Origin of the sequence: Caballeronia udeis (assembly GCF_044909315.1) — a bacterium.
Classification (GTDB): domain Bacteria; phylum Pseudomonadota; class Gammaproteobacteria; order Burkholderiales; family Burkholderiaceae; genus Caballeronia; species Caballeronia udeis_A.
On the sequence record NZ_JBIYEB010000008.1, the window covers coordinates 230,259 to 248,952 of the forward strand.

13 protein-coding genes are annotated in these 18,694 nt (G+C 60.3%); 9 read left to right on the forward strand and 4 right to left on the reverse strand.

The features are described 5' to 3' along the window. Positions 1 to 2: 2 nt before the first annotated feature. Together ABH944_RS15805 and ABH944_RS15810 are read right to left on the reverse strand one after the other, a co-directional pair. On the reverse strand, positions 3 to 437 hold the full coding sequence (locus tag ABH944_RS15805; RefSeq protein WP_404607444.1) for an NlpC/P60 family protein: 435 nt from the start codon (positions 435 to 437) through the stop codon (positions 3 to 5). A 79-nt stretch (positions 438 to 516) separates the two neighbouring features. Continuing rightward, entirely contained in the window at positions 517 to 1,971 is a 1,455-nt protein-coding gene (locus tag ABH944_RS15810; protein ID WP_404607442.1) for an MFS transporter, read from the reverse strand. Positions 1,972 to 2,453: 482 nt separating this feature from the next. On the opposite strand from ABH944_RS15810, the gene ABH944_RS15815 reads away from it, so the two are divergent. Continuing rightward, a complete protein-coding gene (locus ABH944_RS15815; RefSeq protein WP_404607440.1) occupies positions 2,454 to 2,759 on the forward strand; it encodes an NIPSNAP family protein in 306 nt (101 codons plus the stop codon). A 132-nt stretch (positions 2,760 to 2,891) separates the two neighbouring features. Here ABH944_RS15815 and ABH944_RS15820 read toward each other — a convergent pair whose 3' ends face one another. Next, positions 2,892 to 4,028: a porin gene (locus ABH944_RS15820; RefSeq protein WP_404607439.1), complete on the reverse strand. Its 1,137-nt coding sequence runs from the start codon at positions 4,026 to 4,028 to the stop codon at positions 2,892 to 2,894. A gap of 1,229 nt (positions 4,029 to 5,257) precedes the next feature. Here ABH944_RS15820 and ABH944_RS15825 point away from each other — a divergent pair. The 7 genes from ABH944_RS15825 (at position 5,258) to ABH944_RS15855 (ending at position 16,121) form a co-directional block, all read left to right on the forward strand. Continuing rightward, positions 5,258 to 5,716 (forward strand): hypothetical protein, encoded by a 459-nt coding sequence (locus ABH944_RS15825; protein ID WP_404607438.1) that lies wholly within the window; start codon positions 5,258 to 5,260, stop codon positions 5,714 to 5,716. Positions 5,717 to 5,906: 190 nt separating this feature from the next. Continuing rightward, positions 5,907 to 8,174, forward strand: coding sequence for an outer membrane protein assembly factor BamA (bamA, locus tag ABH944_RS15830; protein ID WP_404607738.1), 2,268 nt, complete (start codon positions 5,907 to 5,909; stop codon positions 8,172 to 8,174). 75 nt (positions 8,175 to 8,249) lie between these two features. Then, complete coding sequence (locus tag ABH944_RS15835) at positions 8,250 to 10,523, forward strand: LPS-assembly protein LptD (protein ID WP_404607437.1); 2,274 nt, start codon at positions 8,250 to 8,252, stop codon at positions 10,521 to 10,523. Between the two features lie 291 nt (positions 10,524 to 10,814). Further along, positions 10,815 to 11,594, forward strand: a complete 780-nt coding sequence (locus tag ABH944_RS15840) for a class I SAM-dependent methyltransferase (RefSeq protein WP_404607736.1) — start codon at positions 10,815 to 10,817, stop codon at positions 11,592 to 11,594. 131 nt (positions 11,595 to 11,725) lie between these two features. Then, the gene (locus ABH944_RS15845) at positions 11,726 to 12,433 is read left to right on the forward strand and encodes an ABC transporter ATP-binding protein (protein WP_404607436.1); all 708 of its coding nucleotides are present in this window, start codon (positions 11,726 to 11,728) and stop codon (positions 12,431 to 12,433) included. An 8-nt stretch (positions 12,434 to 12,441) separates the two neighbouring features. Further along, positions 12,442 to 15,000, forward strand: coding sequence for an FtsX-like permease family protein (locus ABH944_RS15850; protein WP_404607434.1), 2,559 nt, complete (start codon positions 12,442 to 12,444; stop codon positions 14,998 to 15,000). A 62-nt stretch (positions 15,001 to 15,062) separates the two neighbouring features. Continuing rightward, positions 15,063 to 16,121 (forward strand): lipocalin-like domain-containing protein, encoded by a 1,059-nt coding sequence (locus ABH944_RS15855; RefSeq protein ID WP_404607433.1) that lies wholly within the window; start codon positions 15,063 to 15,065, stop codon positions 16,119 to 16,121. A gap of 142 nt (positions 16,122 to 16,263) precedes the next feature. Here ABH944_RS15855 and ABH944_RS15860 read toward each other — a convergent pair whose 3' ends face one another. Beyond that, positions 16,264 to 16,668, reverse strand: coding sequence for a DUF3597 domain-containing protein (locus ABH944_RS15860; RefSeq protein WP_404607432.1), 405 nt, complete (start codon positions 16,666 to 16,668; stop codon positions 16,264 to 16,266). Positions 16,669 to 17,018: 350 nt separating this feature from the next. Here ABH944_RS15860 and ABH944_RS15865 point away from each other — a divergent pair, with 350 nt between their 5' ends. Then, on the forward strand, positions 17,019 to 18,488 hold the full coding sequence (locus tag ABH944_RS15865; RefSeq protein WP_404607430.1) for an MATE family efflux transporter: 1,470 nt from the start codon (positions 17,019 to 17,021) through the stop codon (positions 18,486 to 18,488). Positions 18,489 to 18,694 lie beyond the last annotated feature (206 nt).

Sequence of the window (18,694 nt, forward strand, 5' to 3'; positions counted from 1 at the left end):
TTTTAGTCAGGCCAGCGGTAGCCCAGCACCGACTCCAACGGGTAGTCAAGCTCGCGTACTTCTCCAAGCTGATTGCCGCCGAAGAGGTAAATGGTTTCGGCGTCGTGGCGAAGATAAAAGCCGACATGCCCGGTCCAGCCAGCGGGATCGTCGCGGGACAAGACAACGAGGCACCCGTAAGCCGGCCTCTCGAGGACCCGGCCCCACTCAAGCCACGAACGCGCAAGGGCCGATCCTGTGCCGCGATGCCCGGCTTTTGCGAGGCACCAGTTCACGAACGACGAGCACCATGAGATTTTGTCGTCACAGCCCGCCAGATTGGTGTGGCCGTTATATTCGACAATGCGCGGGTTACTCTCTCCCGGCCCGAAGCGCCGGACCCCGCGCTCGGCGAAAGCCAGGGACAACCATGCGGGCGTATCGATTTCGTTCGCCATACCCAGGATCATTCTCCGCTGTGTGCCTATCTCAAGGGACTACTGCGACGCGCTCTTCCGCCAGCGGCCCGGTCGCGTTCTAACCGCTCCTCTGGGACACATTCTGCCGCATCGATCCCCCGCCCACGCTTTGCCCGGCGTCACGGGCGACCTTGAAGTAGCCCCATACGGAGAGCAGCGTCAGCAACCCGGCGAACAGGAACGCAAGCCGGAAATCGTCGAGCGTGAAATGCATGCCTTCCATGCTCGCAGTCTCGCCGTTAAGCAGCGCAGCGGCCCGCAAGGCCACCGCTCCGTATGCAATACCCAGTCCTATTGTCATCTGTGCAGCCGCACTCCATAACGTGCTCGCGGCGCTCATTTGCGGAGCGCCCACGTCGGCATAAGCAAGGGTGGCGAGCAAGGAAAACTGCATGGAGCGCGCCACGCCATAGACAAACACCACGATCAGCACCAGGGCCAACGGCGACAAAGGCGTAAGGAGGCCGCATATGATCGTGAATATGCCCGCGGTCGCCACTGCGACAATCGATACGTACCTGAAGCCAAAGCGCCGCAGGATCCGCGTGGTCAGCGCTTTCATGCCGAGGTTGCCAAGCGCACTGGCAAGCAGCAACAGACCCGATTTGAAAGCGGAAAGACCAAAGCCGATCTGGAACAGCAGCGGCATCAAGTAAGGCACCGCGCCAATGCCGATACGCGTCAGCGAGCCGGTCAGGACCGTCACCGAATACGTCGGAATCTTCAGCGTCGAAAAGTCGATCAACGGATGCGGATGACCCGCCGCATAACGAACCGCCGCCAAGCCAATCGCGAGGCCGGCCAGGACCACGCCGCCCGCGATCCATGGATTGCTGCCGGGCTGGCTGGCCAGTTCGGCGCCGTAGAGGATAGCGGTCAGGGCTGCGCCGCTAAGCACAAGGCCCACTATATCCAGAGGCTTGCGCTCGGCGCCGCGCAGGTTCGGCACAAGCATGGCGACCGCTATCAACGCACAGATTCCGAACGGCACGTTCAACAGGAATATCCAGCGCCATGAGGCGTACGTGGTGATGAAACCGCCGACGGGGGGCCCGATCACCGGCGCGGCAATGGCCGGCCAGGTAATGGTGGAGATGGCCTGCATGAGACGGCTTTTCTCCGTACTGCGGACCACGATCAGCCGCCCTACCGGAACCATCATTGCGCCACCCGCTCCCTGCAGCAAACGCGCCGCCGTGAACTCCGCAACCGAATTCGACAAGCCGCACAACACTGAAGCAATCACGAACACGACAATCGCGCTAAAGAACACCGTCCGTGAACCAACACGGTCTGCCACCCACCCGCTTACCGGAATGAAGATCGCCAGCGCGAGCATGTAGGCGGTCATCCCGATGCTTAGCGCATTCGGGCCCACACCAAATGAGCGAGCCATCTGCGGCAACGCGGTTGCGATGACCGTGGTATCCAGATACTCCATGAAGAACGTTCCCGCGACTATGTACGGCAGCCAGCGAGCGGCAGAGGATGTTGGCAACGAACTGTTGCTCATCGATAGTCCCAGGTTTGCAGCGCCAAGGCGCCGGCGTCGTCGCCTTGAGCGACGCGCAATAGTTGACATTGGCGCTGTTTCAGCGCCGACAGATCCAGCGATTACATAAGGCCTTGCGCAGGCGCCCGCCGCATTTGCTTTGCCTCAGATACACGGTCTGATAGGCGTTAACCCGCCCGACATTATCGCGTAACACCTGGCGGCATGTCTTGGGTCGATGCATCGCGAACACGGTCATCCAGCGTCAAGCCTGATTTATTATTTCATATTTGAAAGCTTGACGATCAAAAGCATTCGCAATTGCATCTTCGTCAGGGAAATCATGATGCGCGTATGCCGCGCCGTTGAGGCTTGCGACGTAGTCGCCGAAGCGAGCGGGATAATTCCAGACTTCGTTTTCTTGACCGCCAGCCTTGATAAGCGCTTGCTCCCGGCCGGCACGATATTATCCGGTCGAACCTTTCTCCCTGAACGGACATACCATGATTACCTGCTACCTTCGCTACATTATCGACCCGTCGAAACTCAACGAATTCGAGGCATACGGAAAGATGTGGATTCCGCTGGTCGAAAAATTCGGTGGCCAGCATCATGGTTATTTCTTGCCGTCGGAGGGCGCCAACAATGTTGCCCTGGCGCTGTTCTCGTTTCCAAGCTTGTCGGCCTATGAAGGCTACCGTCAACAATCGCAGCTTGACCCCGAATGCCAGGCGGCATTCAAGTATGCGGAACAAACGCGGTGCATTGTCAGCTACGAGCGCAGCTTCTTCCGTCCCGTCTTCAGTTAACCTCGGCCTGAAAATGAAAAAGCCGGGAGAACTTCCCCGGCTTGTCAAAGCTTCCCGCTTAGCGCACCGCGCTAAGCGGCGGTCATCAGGTACATCGTGCCAAAGACCGCATGCATCCGCTTCGGTGTTTGCTTAGAAGCGGGTACGCAGGCCAATGGTCGCAGCAACCTGGCTATTGGTCGACGACGCGGTCAACCCGTTGATGTCGGCGGTCAGGCCCGAATCGCCCGTACCGCTCACGTGCTGATACACGCCTTGCAGATACACGTCGGTACGCTTGGACAGCGCATACGCCGTCTGCAGAGTCACCTGGTTGTATCTCGGGCTTACCCCATCCAGGCTTGCGTCGGTGAACGTGTAGGCGCCCGACAGCGTCCACGCCGGTGTGAAGTTATAGCGGCCGTTCACTTCATAGTTGGTGAAACGTGCGCTGCCACCTGCCAGGGTAATACCGCTTGTCGTACCGGAAGCCGATGCGCCAATACCCGTCAGGTTGTTCAACTGCGTTTGCGAGAACACGAAGCCGACATTTGCTGCGCCGAACGCATAGTTGACGCCCGCGCCATAGGTGCGTTGACGGCCCGCTGCGAACGTAGCGTCGGCAGTCACCGCGCCCGACGAGTTCAAGGTGGAACCGGCGCTGTTGAGCTGCATGTAGCTGGCCGCAGCGCTCAAAGGACCATAGTTGTACGACGCGCCAACGCTGTATGCACGGTTGTCAGAGAACCCGCCTGCGTCGTTCGAGAAGCCGTACAGGCCACCGAACTTGAAGCCGCCGTAGTTGACGCTCTGGTACTTGACCGAGTTGTTGACGCGGAACGAGTTGTCGAGATTGTCGTTGTCGAACGGGTGAGCAGCCTGCGTGCCGCCGAACTGCGTGCCCGTCAGCGCGAGCGGTCCGACATAGTCGACCATTGAGTCGTACTGGCGGCCGAGAGTGATGGCGCCTGCCTGGTCACTCGACAAACCGACGAACGCCTGACGGCCGAACTCCAGGCCATTCTGGCCCAGCTTGCCGCTGTCGATATTAAAGCCGTTTTCCAACGTGAAGATGGCCTTGAGACCACCGCCCAGGTCTTCGGAGCCACGCAGGCCCCAACGGCTGCCGTTGACCTGGCCGCTGGTTGCCTGGACGTTCTTGGCTCCGTCCTGGTTATTTGTGTAGGTGATGCCCGCGTCGATCAGGCCATAGAGGGTCACGCTGTTCTGAGCGTGTGCCGCTCCGGCGAAAGTGCTTAGGACACCGAGAGCAAGAAGGGATTTCTTCATTTCAAATTCTCCGAAAATACGATTGAGCAGCGCGGTCTTCCCGGCCAATTGCCAAGAGCTGCAAACACCGCGATCTCGTCAGATAAACGTGCATCGCTGCACGCACTGATCGACGTCGACGTGCGTCGGTCAGACGGGCACCATTAAACAGCAGCGTTTTGCGAGGGCTGTTGGCAGCGGACAACAAGCATCGTTACCAAGCGTTGCATCCGGCCAAACCCGTAACGCAATAATTTGCGCAAGACAGCGCGCCTGGGCGAATGCCGCATGCGTATAAAGCGTTCTGTGGAAAGGCGTGAGCGGGCGCTCCCGTGCAACAGCCACGCAAGACGCGGGACGTGATCAATAGCCCGACGCGTACCCTACGGTCATGAAGCGGAACATTCTGGAACAATTTGGTGACGCATAAAACGCCGCCGGGCCGCGCTTCATGCGAGAGGAGAAAACGTCATCGCTCCGGTAATACGCGCTGACGTTCGTAGTGTTCAACAGCATAATCGTTCTATAGTTAAATCAACATGAAACATAAACATGGGATCGTCCCGAAGACGTTGAGCCACTGCTTGTGTGCATAAGCCAGCCGCGCGAAATCCTCACCAAGCATTTCTCTGTGTCTCCCGGCATCACCGCTATATCCATCAGGTATGCCGTCCCGAACGCTTTTCTCTCGAGAGAAAGCGCGGCTCCCGCATCATGACAAACCCGACCGAAGGCTTTAGGCATAAGCCTGCGCAGCGACCCGACATGCGTCCCCCTTCTGCACCGCCCCGCCGATCCGCTGATGCTCCCCCTATTTCCGGTGAGAAACGCGGTAACGAAGCCGTAACGCACCGCGTCATACGGCAAGTTACTTTAGTGACTCGTCTAGCGACTTGCACGCGAGGGCAGCAACCATGATGAAACACATCCTATCCGCACAAGTACTTGCAGCGGTTCTGCGAGCCAGTTCAACGCCTTTGTTTTCGGAAATGCTCGTGGCCATGTCGGCGGGCCGGGAACGCGCGGCTTTCTTTCGCAATGCCGGCGCGAATACAGCCACTTTGCGGGGAAGCAGCGTCCGTTAAGGTCAGGCGCTCAGTCAGGGAACCGCTTCAAGGAACAACCTCAACGAACCACAACAGGAATTCCTTCCTGTTCCTGATTCGTCTGTAACCGAACCGCAAGGTAACCCCTTGCCAAGGCCACCGTCAACCCTTCGATACCTTACACGATAATAAGGATTACAAAATATGCCTCTGGTGAAAGAAAAGTTCGATCCCCACCGAAGCCCGGTTCCGGGCGAGGCGGTGGAAAGGAACGATCCGCATGAGCCCGTGCGAGTGTCTTCCATTGAGCGCATCGAACTGGAACCCGACGGCCAGCATATGGTTGTGCATAGCAACCGGTCGACCCTGACGTTCCATTACTCGGTATTCCGCGAACTGCTCGCCGTGCTTCCCGCCGCGATCCTGCAGTCGGAGCGAATGCTCCAGCGAACGCCGCATATCAACTTCGCGATGGGCTGCGAGGGCTGGGAACTCGGCGCGATCGACAACGGTAAAAGCCTGGTCCTGACGTTTCGCCTCCAGGGCGGCGCCGACATTTCCTTTTGCCTTCCCCGCGAACAAATCCCTCCCATGGTCGACGCGTTGATAGCCGCAGCGCGGCTGGTTCAGATTCCAACGCACGCGAGCGGCCCATTGCAGTAAGCAGCGGGCGCAACGCAGTCCCTGAGCAGCCGGAAGCAGCGGGTTCAGGCCAGGCACGGCACCGATCACGTCCGATACGACGCGGAAAAGCAAGGCAACACATTCGGGCCGATATGCTCGTCAAGTACATCAAATGAAATTTAACTTCCGAACTTTCCGAACCTTACGCACCGCTCACTCAGCCGTTGCCATTGCATTGAACGTGTTCCTTGCGCCGAGCGTCTATGCGGCGACCGCCAGTTTTGTCATCAAGGATATACAGATAGCGGGCTTGCAACGCATCGAGCCCAGCTCGGTGTTTGCTTATGTCCCGCTCAAACGAGGCGACATTTTCTCGGATGACAAAGCGTCCGAAACCATTCGTGCCCTCTATGCGACCGGCTTCTTCGACGATGTACAGGTCGAGACGCAAGGCAATGTAGTCATTGTGAAAGTGCAGGAACGCGCCGCGGTTTCGTCGATCGACTTTGCGGGCATTCACGAGTTCGACAAGGAAAATCTCACCAAGGCCTTGCATGCAGTCGGTCTTTCGCAGGGCAGCACGTACGACAAGGCGCTGGTCAGCAAAGCGGAACAGGAACTGAAGCGCCAATACCTGACGCGCGGTTATTACGCCGCCGAGGTAACAACGACCGTCACGCCCGTCGACCGTAACCGGGTGTCCATCCTGTTCTCGGTAGCGGAAGGTCCCAACGCCAAGATCCGCCAGATCAACTTCCTGGGCAATCACATTGCAAGCTCGTCGACGCTGCTCGACGAAATGCAGTTATCGACCCCTAACTGGTTCTCCTGGTACACGAAGAACGATCTCTACGCAAAGGACAAGCTCACGGGGGATCTGGAAAAAGTGCGCTCCTATTACTTGAATCGTGGGTATCTGGAGTTCAATATTGACTCCACGCAAGTATCGATTTCACCTGACAAGAAAGACATGTACCTGACAATCACCATTCACGAGGGTGAGCCGTACACCATTTCAAGCATACGGCTTGGAGGCAACCTGCTCGATCGCAACGCCGAGTTGCAGAAGCTCGTATCGATCCGCGCGGGCGAGCGTTTCTCAGCCGAAAAATTGCAAGCCACAACCCAGGCCCTGGTCGACAAGCTGGGGGAGTATGGCTACGCGTTCGCGCAGGTCAATGCCCAGCCGGAGATTGACCAGGTCCACCATACCGTTGCGTTGACCTTGCAGGTCGAGCCGGGACGCCGTGTGTATGTGCGCCGCGTGACCATTGAAGGCAACACCCGGACACGCGACGAGGTGATACGCCGCGAAATGCGGCAGATGGAAAGCTCATGGTTCGACAGCAGCCGCGTCAAGCTCTCGAAGGAACGGATTGATCGTCTGGGATATTTTACGAATACGGAGATAACCACGGCTCCCGTTCCCGGCACCAATGATGAAGTCGACATAGACGTCAAGGTGGAAGAGAAACCCACGGGTGCGATCACGTTGGGCGCCGGCTATGATTCGAGCGACAAGGTCGTGCTGTCGGCCGGGGTGTCGCAGGACAACGTGTTCGGCTCCGGAACAACGCTCGCGGTGAACGTGAATACCGCGACGACGTACCGGACCTTGTCGGTGACGCAGACCGATCCGTATTTTACGATCGACGGCATCAAGCGCATTACCGACGTGTATTACAGAACCACGTATCCTCTCTACAACTTCAGCGATACGAGTTTTCGGATTACATCGGTAGGCGCGGACATGAAGTTCGGCATACCCTTCTCCGAAACGGACATGGTCTATTTTGGCATTGGTTTCGAGCAGGACCGGTTCAACACAGACTCGTCAACGCCACAAAGCTACCTGGACTATGTGGCTGAGTTCGGGCGCGTGGTGAACAACGTTCCGCTGACGGTCGGCTGGTCGCACGACGCACGCGACAGCGCGCTGATACCGAGCAAGGGCTATTTCCTCCAGGCCAATGGTGAGTTGGGAACGCCGGCCGGGAATACCCAGTACTACAAAACAGATATCCAGGCCCAGTACTATTACACGCCCGCCAGAGGGTTTATTCTCGGCCTGAATTTCCAGGCAGGTTATGGTCACGGCATACGCGGCGACGCCTATCCGATCTTCAAGAACTACTATGGCGGCGGTATTGGTTCCGTGCTGGGTTACGAGTCCGGTTCGCTCGGACCGCGCGACGCCACCACCAACGACCCTATCGGCGGATCGAAGATGGTCGTGGGGAACATAGAAATGACCGTCCCGCTGCCGGGTACCGGGTACGACCGGACGCTGCGCGTGTTTACCTTTGTCGACGGCGGCAATGTCTGGGGCGACGAGGGCAACAGCGTAGGCGCTAACGGCTTGCGTTACAGCTATGGTGTGGGACTTGAGTGGATATCCCCGATCGGGCCACTCAAGCTGGACCTCGGTTTCCCGATCGTGCGGCACGCGGGAGATCAATACCAGAAGTTCCAATTCCAGATCGGCACGTCGTTCTAACCCGTGCCGTCCATAGAAACACCCATCAGGTTCACGCCACGCATGCGTCATATCGCCGTCGCAGCGGCGATCGTCATGTCCTTCACGCCCTCGCTGGCACGCGCGCAATTAAGCGGCGCGGCGGCACAGGCGGAGCCGGTCGACCCGCCCTGGGGCCTGCGGGTCGCACCTCAAATAACGGATCATCCGTTGCCGGCAAACGTCTCTCCGGCCGTGTTCGGCATTGGCGACTCGGCGGACGGCGACGAGGACCGCGACCTGTCCCTCAAGGGTCATGGAGAACTGCGACGCGACGCCACGCTTGTCAAAGGCGACGCGGTTCACTATGACATCGACCGTAACGTGGCCGATGCCTACGGCCATGTGCGCATAGTCGATAGCTACGACGTCTTTGTCGGTCCCGAAGCGCATCTGCATGTAGAGGCCAACGAGGGCACCATCGCCACACCGACCTATCACTTCAAACTGACGGGCGGATCGGGGAGCGCCGACAGCATCGACCTGATCGATAACGAACGTTCAGTCGTGCATCACGGCACCTACACCGCGTGCCAGTGCGAAACCGATCCTGCCTGGTACCTCAAGGCGGCAAGTTTCGATATGGACCAGGGGTCGAACGAAGGCATTGCTCACAATGGCGTGCTGTTCTTTCAAGGCGTGCCCATCTTCGCGAGTCCGTGGTTGTCGTTTCCATTGTCCGACGCTCGCCAGAGCGGCTTTCTCCCGCCGACCTTCTCGCTGAGTTCGACGAATGGATTCGACCTCAGCGTGCCGTATTATTTTAATATTGCGCCGAACTACGACCTGACGGTGACACCGCGCTATATGTCCAAACGCGGCGCCATGCTGACAACGAATTACCGCTATTTGTCGCCTACCTATTCGGGCTCGGTGACCATTGCCTATCTGCCCAACGACGCCCTGACCAAGACCAACCGTTATTCGATCAACATCGTCCACAACCAGAACTTCGGCGGCGGGTTGGCTGCCTATGTCAACTATTCGCAGGTGTCGGACGTCAACGTCCCAACGGACCTGGCTTCGACTACCGCGTCGCTGGTCAATGGGCAGGACATCTTCCAGCAGGAAGCCGGAGTAACGTACAACAACGGTCCTTGGTCGGTGGTGGCGCGGGTGCAGCGCTGGCAATCGTTCAGTACGTCGCCGCCCTACAATCGTGCGCCGGAAGTGGACGTTAAATACAACCAGTACAACCTGGGCGGATTTGATTTCGGCGCCGAGGCTGACGCCACGCGCTTCACTATTTCCACGTCGGACTCCACGGAAGGCAGCCGTTTTACGTTCAATCCCTACGTCAGCTATCCGTTGTCCGGACCAGGATGGTTCATCACGCCGAAGGTCCAGTGGCACTACGTGGCCTACGACCTGTCCTCGATCGGAAGCTCGGCGCCAACGGGACAGCCGAAGAGCTTTTCGTTCAATGTGCCCACACTCACGCTGGACTCGGGACTCATATTCGAGCGCAGCATCCGCCTGTTCGGAACCGACTATATCCAGACGCTGGAACCGCGGCTCTACTACGTCTACACGCCCTACCGGAACCAGACCTTCGCACCCATCTTCGACACGGGCGAGGAGGACTTTGGACTGGCCCAGATTTTCACCGACAACACCTTCGTCGGCGGTGACCGGGTTGCCGACCTGAATCGTGTCACGGCCGCCATTACAACCCGGTTCATCAACCAGGCGACCGGTGATGAACGGGCCCGCTTTGTCGTGGCGCAACAATACTATTTCACCAATCCGCAAGTGACGCTGGATTCGGGTGCGGCCGTGACCGACATTCGCGGCAGCGACGTCATTGTCGGCGCATCGCTCAAGATAGGCCCGGGCTTTACGACCGAGCAAGCGGTCCAGTACGACGAGCAGCGCGACCAGCTTGACCGGGGTACTTCCGGCTTCACCTGGAAACCGGGAGACCGGGAAGTAGTCAGCCTTGCTTACCGGTATACCCGTGCCGACGAGGACCTGGACAACGAGGCGGAAAACCAGATCGTGGCATCCGGTCAATGGCCGCTGAGCCGCAAGCTTTATGCTGTCGGCCAGGCCAATTACGACATGGTCGCTCATCGCCTGGTGGCGGGATTGCTCGGCATCCAGTACGACGCGGATTGCTGGGCGCTCAGCTTCGCGGTGCAAAAGTATACGAACATTGCCACCTCGACGACCACGGCCAGCAGCGCCACTCGCGTGCTGTTGCAGCTTCAGCTCAAGGGACTGACGAAGATCGACAATGGCTTGTCCGAGCAATTCCGTGCGAACATTCCAGGCTATACGCCATTGCCTGCAGCGCCTACGCCCGAGTCGCGGTTCTCGGATTACGAATGACAATGAACCCTGCCCGCGGCGGTGTTGCCCTTACCCCGGAACCGCAAGGCTGGCGTGCCGGCGTGAGCGTACGCTCTGGTTGGATTTACCGACACAGCCGGCGCAGACCGATGGCTCCCGTACGTCCAGGATATTAAAATTGGCAATGGCACGCATGGTAAAGCGTGCCGCGATTGCTTATCCTGTCGCCAGTTTCCGGACGGCGCCGCGCGAGATCAATCAGACGAGACGCCATAGGGAGTGATCGCACGAAACGAATCCAGCGAGCAGGAGCACTTGATGAACAAGGCAATACAAGGCGTGCATCGCACAGCAACAGACGGCTATGCGACAACAGCAACTGCAGACACGTACGTGCGCGGCCGGCCTGACTATCCGCCGGAGATTGCGGACTGGTTGCGTGACCAGATCGGGCTTCGCGCCGGAACGACCGTGGTGGATCTCGGCGCGGGCACGGGAAAATTCACCCCGCGTCTGATCAGCACTGGCGCCAGGGTGATCGCAGTCGAACCCGTGGCCGCGATGCTCGGCAAGCTGTCCGCGGCGCTCCCGCAAGTGGAGACGCACGCGGGTACCGCCGATTCAATCCCGCTTCCTGATGCATCGGTGGATGCCGTGGTTTGCGCGCAATCATTTCACTGGTTCTCGACCCATGCCGCGCTGGCGGAAATTCTTCGGGTCTTGAAACCGGGCGGCAGGCTCGGCCTGATCTGGAATCTGCGGGACGCCAATGTGCCGTGGGTTGCGCGGCTCGACGCGATCGTGAATAGGGTGGAAGGCGATACACCGCGTTATTACACCGGTGCGTGGCGGGCTGCGTTTCCATTCGACGGTTTCGGGCCGCTCAACGAGCATCATTTCAGCGTCGGCCACACTGGTTCGCCCGAAGACGTGATCGTGAACCGGGTCCGCTCGATAAGCTTTGTTGCGGCACTGGGCGCCGATGAGCGCGAGAAGATCGACAACGAGCTCCACGCGTTGATCGCGGACGAACCGCTGCTCGCGTGCAAGGACGTGATCACGCTTCCTTACGAGACCGCGGCATTTTATGTCGAGAAGCTCGCACGCTAGAAGGCAGTCAGGGCCGATGAAACCGGACGCGTGAAGCGTGCTCCGTTGGGCTCGTGTCCTGCACGCGTTCGGCACTTCTCTGTCACAGTGGAGGACTACAGCCAGTTCCACTCACTGACAACCCGATCCTCATGACCCTTCGCAATAACGGCATGCCCCCCGCACTCGAATGCCGCGGCTTGAGCAAGGCATACGGCGCCGGCCGCGTGCTGCTGGCAAGCCTCGACTTCACGCTCGATCCCGGGGAGTTCGTCGCGATCATGGGCGACTCGGGCGTGGGCAAGTCGACGCTTTTGAACCTGATTGCGGGCCTCGATCAAGCCGACAACGGCGACGTGCTGATCGACGGCACATCAATCTCCAGTCTCGACGATAACGCCGCCACTCGCCTTCGGCGGCAAAAACTCGGCTTCGTCTTCCAGGCATTTCATGTGCTGCCGCATCTGACGCTGGTTCAAAATGTCGCGCTTCCGCTATTGCTCAACAACACGCCACCAGGTCGCGCGCTCGACTTGCTGGAAGCCGTGGGCCTGGGCGGACGTGGTGACGATTTCCCACGGCAACTATCGGGAGGGGAGCTGCAGCGTGTGGCAATCGCTCGCGCGCTTGTGCATCGGCCGACGCTGATCCTGGCCGACGAACCCACCGGCAACCTGGACCCGGAGACCGCGCATGAAGTGCTCTCGTTGTTCCGCGCGGAAATCAAGGCGAACGGCGCCGCTGCGATCATGGTGACGCACTCCATGGTGGCGGCCGCCAGTGCGGACCGGATACTCATTCTGAGCGAGCATGGGCTGCATGCCGCGCAACCCGCTCAGTCCGCTGGTGAACATCAGTGAGCGGGCACGTGACCGAACCCTCACAGCGCATAGCAGACGGCCGGCTCCTCGCACGCTGGCTGCTTGGCGCTGAGTGGCGCAGTCATCCGGCTCGCGCGATTGTCGCCATGGCAACCATTGCGCTGGGTGTGGCGCTCGGCTATGCCGTGCAACTCATCAACAGTGCGGCATTCAACGAGTTTTCCGCAGCCGCCAAGAGTCTTTCCGGCGAGGCCGACTTGCAGGTCCGCGGCGCGCAGCCCACCTTCAATGAACAGTGGTATCCACGTCTGGCAACAACGCCGGGCGTAGCTTTAGCCAGCCCCGTGCTGGACCTGGACGTGACCTTGCCCGGCCAGAGCACCTCGTTGAAAGTACTTGGCATCGATGTTTTCAGGGCGAGCCGCATCACGCCGGAACTGACCGGCGTGCCATCCGCGCAGCGTCCTCTCGACACGCTTTCCGACGACGCGATCTTCCTCTCGCCCGCTGCGCAGCAGTGGCTTCACGTGGCGCCCGGCGAGCACATCGCGCTGCTTAGCGGGACGTCGGTCGTGCGTTTTCGGGTGGCCGGCGGTTTGGTCAGGACGCGCCCGGGGCAGCGCGTTGCGGTGATGGATATCGCCGCCGCCCAATGGCGTTTCGGGTTTGAGGGGAAATTATCGCGCATCGACTTGCAACTGCAACGCGGTGTTGACCGGGAACGCTTCAAGCGCGAGTTGCAGGAGCGGCTTGGCAGTCAACTGGTCGTCGCTGAAACGCGCGACGATGAAAACCGCACCGACCGCCTCTCGCGCGCGTATCGCATCAACATGAACGTGCTCGCCCTGGTCGCGCTTTTCACCGGCGCGTTCCTCGTGTTTTCGACCCAGGCTCTGGCGGTCGTCCGGCGCCGCGCGCAGTTCGCCATGCTTCGCGTATTGGGCTATACGCGCGGCCAGCTTCTCCGCCAGATCCTCGTGGAAGGTGCACTGCTTGGTGTACTCGGTTCCATGCTCGGCCTCGCACTGGGTTACGCGCTGTCGAGTATCGCGCTGCGTTTCTTCGGCAGCGACCTGGGCGGCGGCTACTTTCCCGGCGTGCAGCCTCATGTTGGTTTCGAGCCTATTGCGACCGCCATCTTCCTTGCGCTGGGTATCGTCGTGTCCGTGCTCGGCAGTCTCGTCCCGGCGCTGGAGGCCGCACGTGCAAGGCCGGCGGCGGCTCTCAAGGCCGGTAGTGAAGAAGGCGCGCTGGCGCGGCTGGCGTCGCCCTGGCCGGCAGTGATCTGCCTCGCCGTCGCGGGAATAATGGCGCTCCTGCCGCCCTTGTTCGATGTCCCCATCCTCGGTTATCTCGCTGTCGCGCTGCTGCTGGTTGGCGGTATCGCATTGATGCCGCGTTGCACGGCCATTGCGTTCACCCTGCTCAGCCGATGGCGCACGAAACGCCGCACGGGCGCTGTGGCGACCCTGGCGCTCGCACGCCTGGCGAATGCCCCCGGCCAGGCATCCATCGCCATGGGCGGGGTTTTGTCGAGTTTTGCGCTGATTGTCGCGATGGCCATCATGGTCGCGAGCTTCCGTGTTTCCGTCGATGAATGGCTGACTCACCTCTTGTCAGCCGACCTGTACGTTCGTGTCGCGGCCAATGGCGACACAGCGAGCCTGAGTCCCGGGGAACAAGCAGCAATAGCTGCAACGCCCGGGATCAGGCACGCGGCATTCACCCGCACCTCGCATCTCACGCTCGACCCCGCGCGCCCGGCGGTAGCCGTGCTCGCACGCGACATCGACGCAGCCGATCCCGGCGCCGCCATGCAGATGGCCGGCCCCGTGCTTCCGCCGTCCGCCCTGCAGGCCGGCGAGACACCCATATGGGTCTCGGAAGCGATGGTCGACTTGTATAAATACAAGCTGGGGCAAGGGCTTAAGTTGTCTATCGGCACACAGGGCGGGACGTTCGTCGTAGCCGGTGTGTGGCGCGATTACGTGCGCCAGACGGGCGCGATCACGCTAAGGCTTGCCGACTACCGGAGCCTGACAGGAGACACGGGCGCCACTGACGCCGCCCTCACTGTGGACCGCGGTGCCAGCGTGGAAGATGTCATTGCGAGCCTGCGCAAACTGCCTTTCGGCACCGCGATGCAGTTCGCCGAACCCGGCGAGATCCGCGCCCGGACGCTGACCATTTTCGACCGCAGCTTCGCAGTAACCTATCTGCTGGAAGCGGTGGCCATTGTGATCGGGTTGTTCGGCGTGGCGGCAACGTTCTCCGCGCAGACACTCGCTCGCGCGCGCGAGTTCGGCATGTTGCGGCACGTTGGCGTGACGCGTCGTCAGGTGCTCGCGATCCTCGCGGCGGAAGCCGGTTTGCTGACTGCGCTCGGCATTGCGGTGGGTTTCATCCTGGGCTGGGCGATCAGCCTGATCCTGGTGTTTGTCGTTAATCCGCAGTCGTTCCACTGGAGCATGTCCATGCATATCCCACGGCATATGGTGAGCACGGTGGCCCTTGTCATGCTGATCTCGTCGTGTGCAACGGCAGTGGTCGCCGGACGCAAGGCGGTGTCGCTCGATGCCGTGCGCGCAGTGAGGGAGGACTGGTAATGGGCGGTCTTCCAGCACTGACCAGAGCCTGGCGATGGGCCATGATGGCGTGCGCTTGCTGCATGATCAGCACGCCCTCCCTGGCCGCTGAGTTCGCCGCGGTCACACCGGATCATCCGCTGGTTTTTCCTCAGGACACCGGCGCACATCCGGCCTTTCGCACCGAGTGGTGGTACGCAACGGGTTGGCTCAATCAACCCGATGGCAAGCCGCTCGGCTTCCAGATCACGTTCTTTCGCTCGGCGACCGGACATAATCCCGCGGACCCGGGTGCGTTCGCGCCGTCGCAGTTGATCATCGCTCATGCAGCGCTCAGCGATCCTTCACTGGGACGGCTTGTGCATGACCAGAAGATTTCGCGTCAGGGTTTTGGTCTCGTTTATGCGAAAACGGATCACACCGACGTCAAGCTCGACGCCTGGCAACTCGTGCGTGCAGCCGATGGTCACTACACCGTCACAGTGAATGCCGCCGATTTCACGCTGAACCTGTCGCTCACGCCAACTCAGCCCCCCCTGCTGCAAGGCGACAACGGTTACTCGCGCAAAGGTCCGCTGGCCGCGCAAGCAAGTTACTACTACAGCGAACCTCAGCTGCGTGTGAGCGGCAAGGTCACGCGCGCTTCCAGCACGAACGGCAAGGCCGGCCTTAGTGCGGCAGTGACCGGCTCCGCGTGGCTGGATCACGAATGGTCGAGCACGGTGCTTAGCAGCGATGCAGCGGGATGGGACTGGCTAGGCGCCAATTTGTCGGACGGATCGGCGTTGATGGCGTTCAAGGTGCGCGGACAAAACGGCGGAGCTGTCTGGTCACATGCCGCGCTTCGCGACGCAAGCGGGCGCGTGACTGCGTTCGATGGGGACCAGGTCGATTTCGTGCCGCGCCGGACGTGGCGCTCGCCACGTACCGGCACGTCGTATCCGGTATCGGAGACGGTCAGGACCCGCGCGCTCACGTGGCAACTCGACCCGTTGATGGACGATCAGGAACTCGACTCCAGTCAGTCGACGGGCGCGGTGTATTGGGAAGGAGCGGTATGGGTGCGTCGTGACGGCAAGACACTCGGTCACGGTTACCTGGAACTGACGGGATACGGGAAGGCGTTGAAGCTGGATAGATAGCCACGTCAAGCAGTGTTGTCCAAAAACAATGCGACAGGAGCATGACGCGGCGCGGATTTAAAAGCCGGGAGATCATGCCGGCACGCCCTACCTATGCAAGCGCATACGCGTGCCGGCCGTCGCCTCGGGGGCGACGCGAAGCTTAGCCCTTCAAGCTGTCCGGCACCTTCCCGCCATTGGCCGCAAGCTGCTCCATCACGGCTTTGTGCAGCCAGATGTTCATCGATGCGGAGTCGTTGGTGTCGCCCGTATAGTGCAGCTCGCCGGCCAGTTCCTTGCGAGCACCGAGGCTGCTGTCGAGGCCGAGCAATTTCATCAAATCGACAATGGACGTCCTCCAGTTCAATTGCTCCGACGTATTCGCCTGCATGGCGGTCAGGACTGCTTCGACATCCACGGGTTCCGCGGCCGCAGCCGGTGCCGCAGCAGCGTCAGGCGCCGCGCTTGGATCTGCCGCAGGAGGCGCGGCCGGATCGGCGGCAGGCGCTGTATTCGCGGGATGGCTTGAAGGGAAGATCTTGCTCAGGATCGTGCCAAAAATGCTCATGATGTTTATCCCTTGGTCGACGTGGTCAACGACGTTATGAAGCGGCGCGTTTGCCGCTTCGTGGAGCCGCAGCGCAAGACACGTTCCCGCTACAGTCAATGCTTATGTCGCGAGTCCGGCGCACGGCCGCAAAGACATTGTAGGCGATCGATCGTGTTGAAAATGCCCTGACATGGAGAAGCCGCCACGCGCGCAGGATACTGTTTCCACAACACGCGTATAACACCGCATTCGTTTCTGTTTCTGTTGCTACTTTTGCTAATGAGCGATGTTGGGCGGTCACTCTTGCAGCCAAAGGAAACTGAGATCATTCATGCGATGATTCGCCCACCCCCACCCCATGCTCCTCCATGACATCAAAACGCCACGTTGACTCCGCCCGCTTCGTACACGGCTCGACCTTGCGGCATGTCGTAGTCATGGCAGGAACCGGGGCGATTGGATTGATGGCCGTGTTCGCCGTCGATCTGGCCAATCTCTTCTATGTATCGCTGCTCGGCGACACGTCGCTTGCCGCAGCGGTCGGATTTGCCGGGACCATCAACTTCTTCCACACCGCCATTTCCATTGGCATGACCATAGGCGTCAGCGCGACCGTCGCGCGGCTTCTCGGTGCGGGCCAGCGGACCAAGGCGCGGCAAGTGGCGTCGGCGAGTCTCGTGCTGATGATCCTGATCACGCTCATCCTGAGCGCCGCCACGCTGCTCTTCCTCGACCCCATCCTCAACGCGCTCGGCGCGGTCGGCGAGACACGCACGCTGACCCGCGGTTTCCTGCTGATCACCGCGCCCACGTATGTGTTCCTTGCCATCGGCATGTGCACGGCCGCGCTGATGCGTTCTGTCGGCGATGCCCGCCGGGCGATGACCGTCACGCTGACCGCAGCAGTCGTGACCGCGGTTCTTGATCCGATCCTGATCTTCGGTTTTCATCTTGGGCTGACGGGTGCGGCCATATCGAACGATATAGCGCGTCTCGCGCTCGCACTCGTCGGCCTGTATGGCGCGACCCGGGTCAACGATCTCATTGCCCGCGTCCGCTTTGCGCGCTTATGGTCCAACAGTCAGCCGGTCATGAAGGTCGCGCTGCCCGCCGTGCTGACCAACCTCGCCACGCCCGTTGCAAGCGCATACGTGACACATGCAATGGCCCGTTTCGGTGCGGCAGCCGTGGCAGGGCAAGCCACCATCGACCGCATCACGCCCGTGGCCTTCGCGGTGATCTACGCGCTGACCGGCGCGGTCGGTCCGATCATCGCCCAGAATCTTGGCGCGGGGCGAGCGGACCGGATCCGCGAAACGGTCCGCAACAGCCTGGTGTTCGTGCTGCTGACAGTCGCGGTTGCGTGGATCGTGCTGGCGCTCGCGCAGGGCGGCCTGATCCGCGCGTTCTCGGCGCGCGGCGACACCGCCGTCATCATCGCGGCGTTCTGTTCGTGGCTGGTGGCGAGTTACGCGTTCGTCGGCTGCCAGTTCGTGGCGAACGCGACCTTCAACAATCTCGATCGGCCATTGTTATCAACGCTGTTCAACTGGGGGCGCGCGACTATCGGCACGGTGCCGTTTGTTGCGGCCGGAATGCGGCATGGGCCTGTGGGCGTGATGATCGGACAGGCCGCCGGCAACGCGATCTTCGGCACGATGGCCATGCTGGTTGCATACACGGTGGTCAAGCGCTTGCCAATGGGCGACTGCGCCGCACTGGCGAACAAGGGTAGTAACCAGCTTGAGCAATCATCGGTGAATGTCCCTGCAGCGGCAGTGGGAAATACCATGGCGCCGGATGTGGAATTAAAGGAATTGCCGTTGCAAGGCGGTTAAGCCTTTAAGGGGTTAGGCCCTTTATGCTATTAAACCGCCTAGCGTTTTCTCTTTGCGTTCGAGCCCGATTCAGCCTAGCTCACTAGCGTTATCACGCCCTAATTTCTTAGCGAATTCCTTGCGTCTGATTGTTCGTTTTGCGCGGAATCACTATTCCCCTCTATCGATACAATATTTCGATAGTGCGCGCATATAGTCCATTCCAT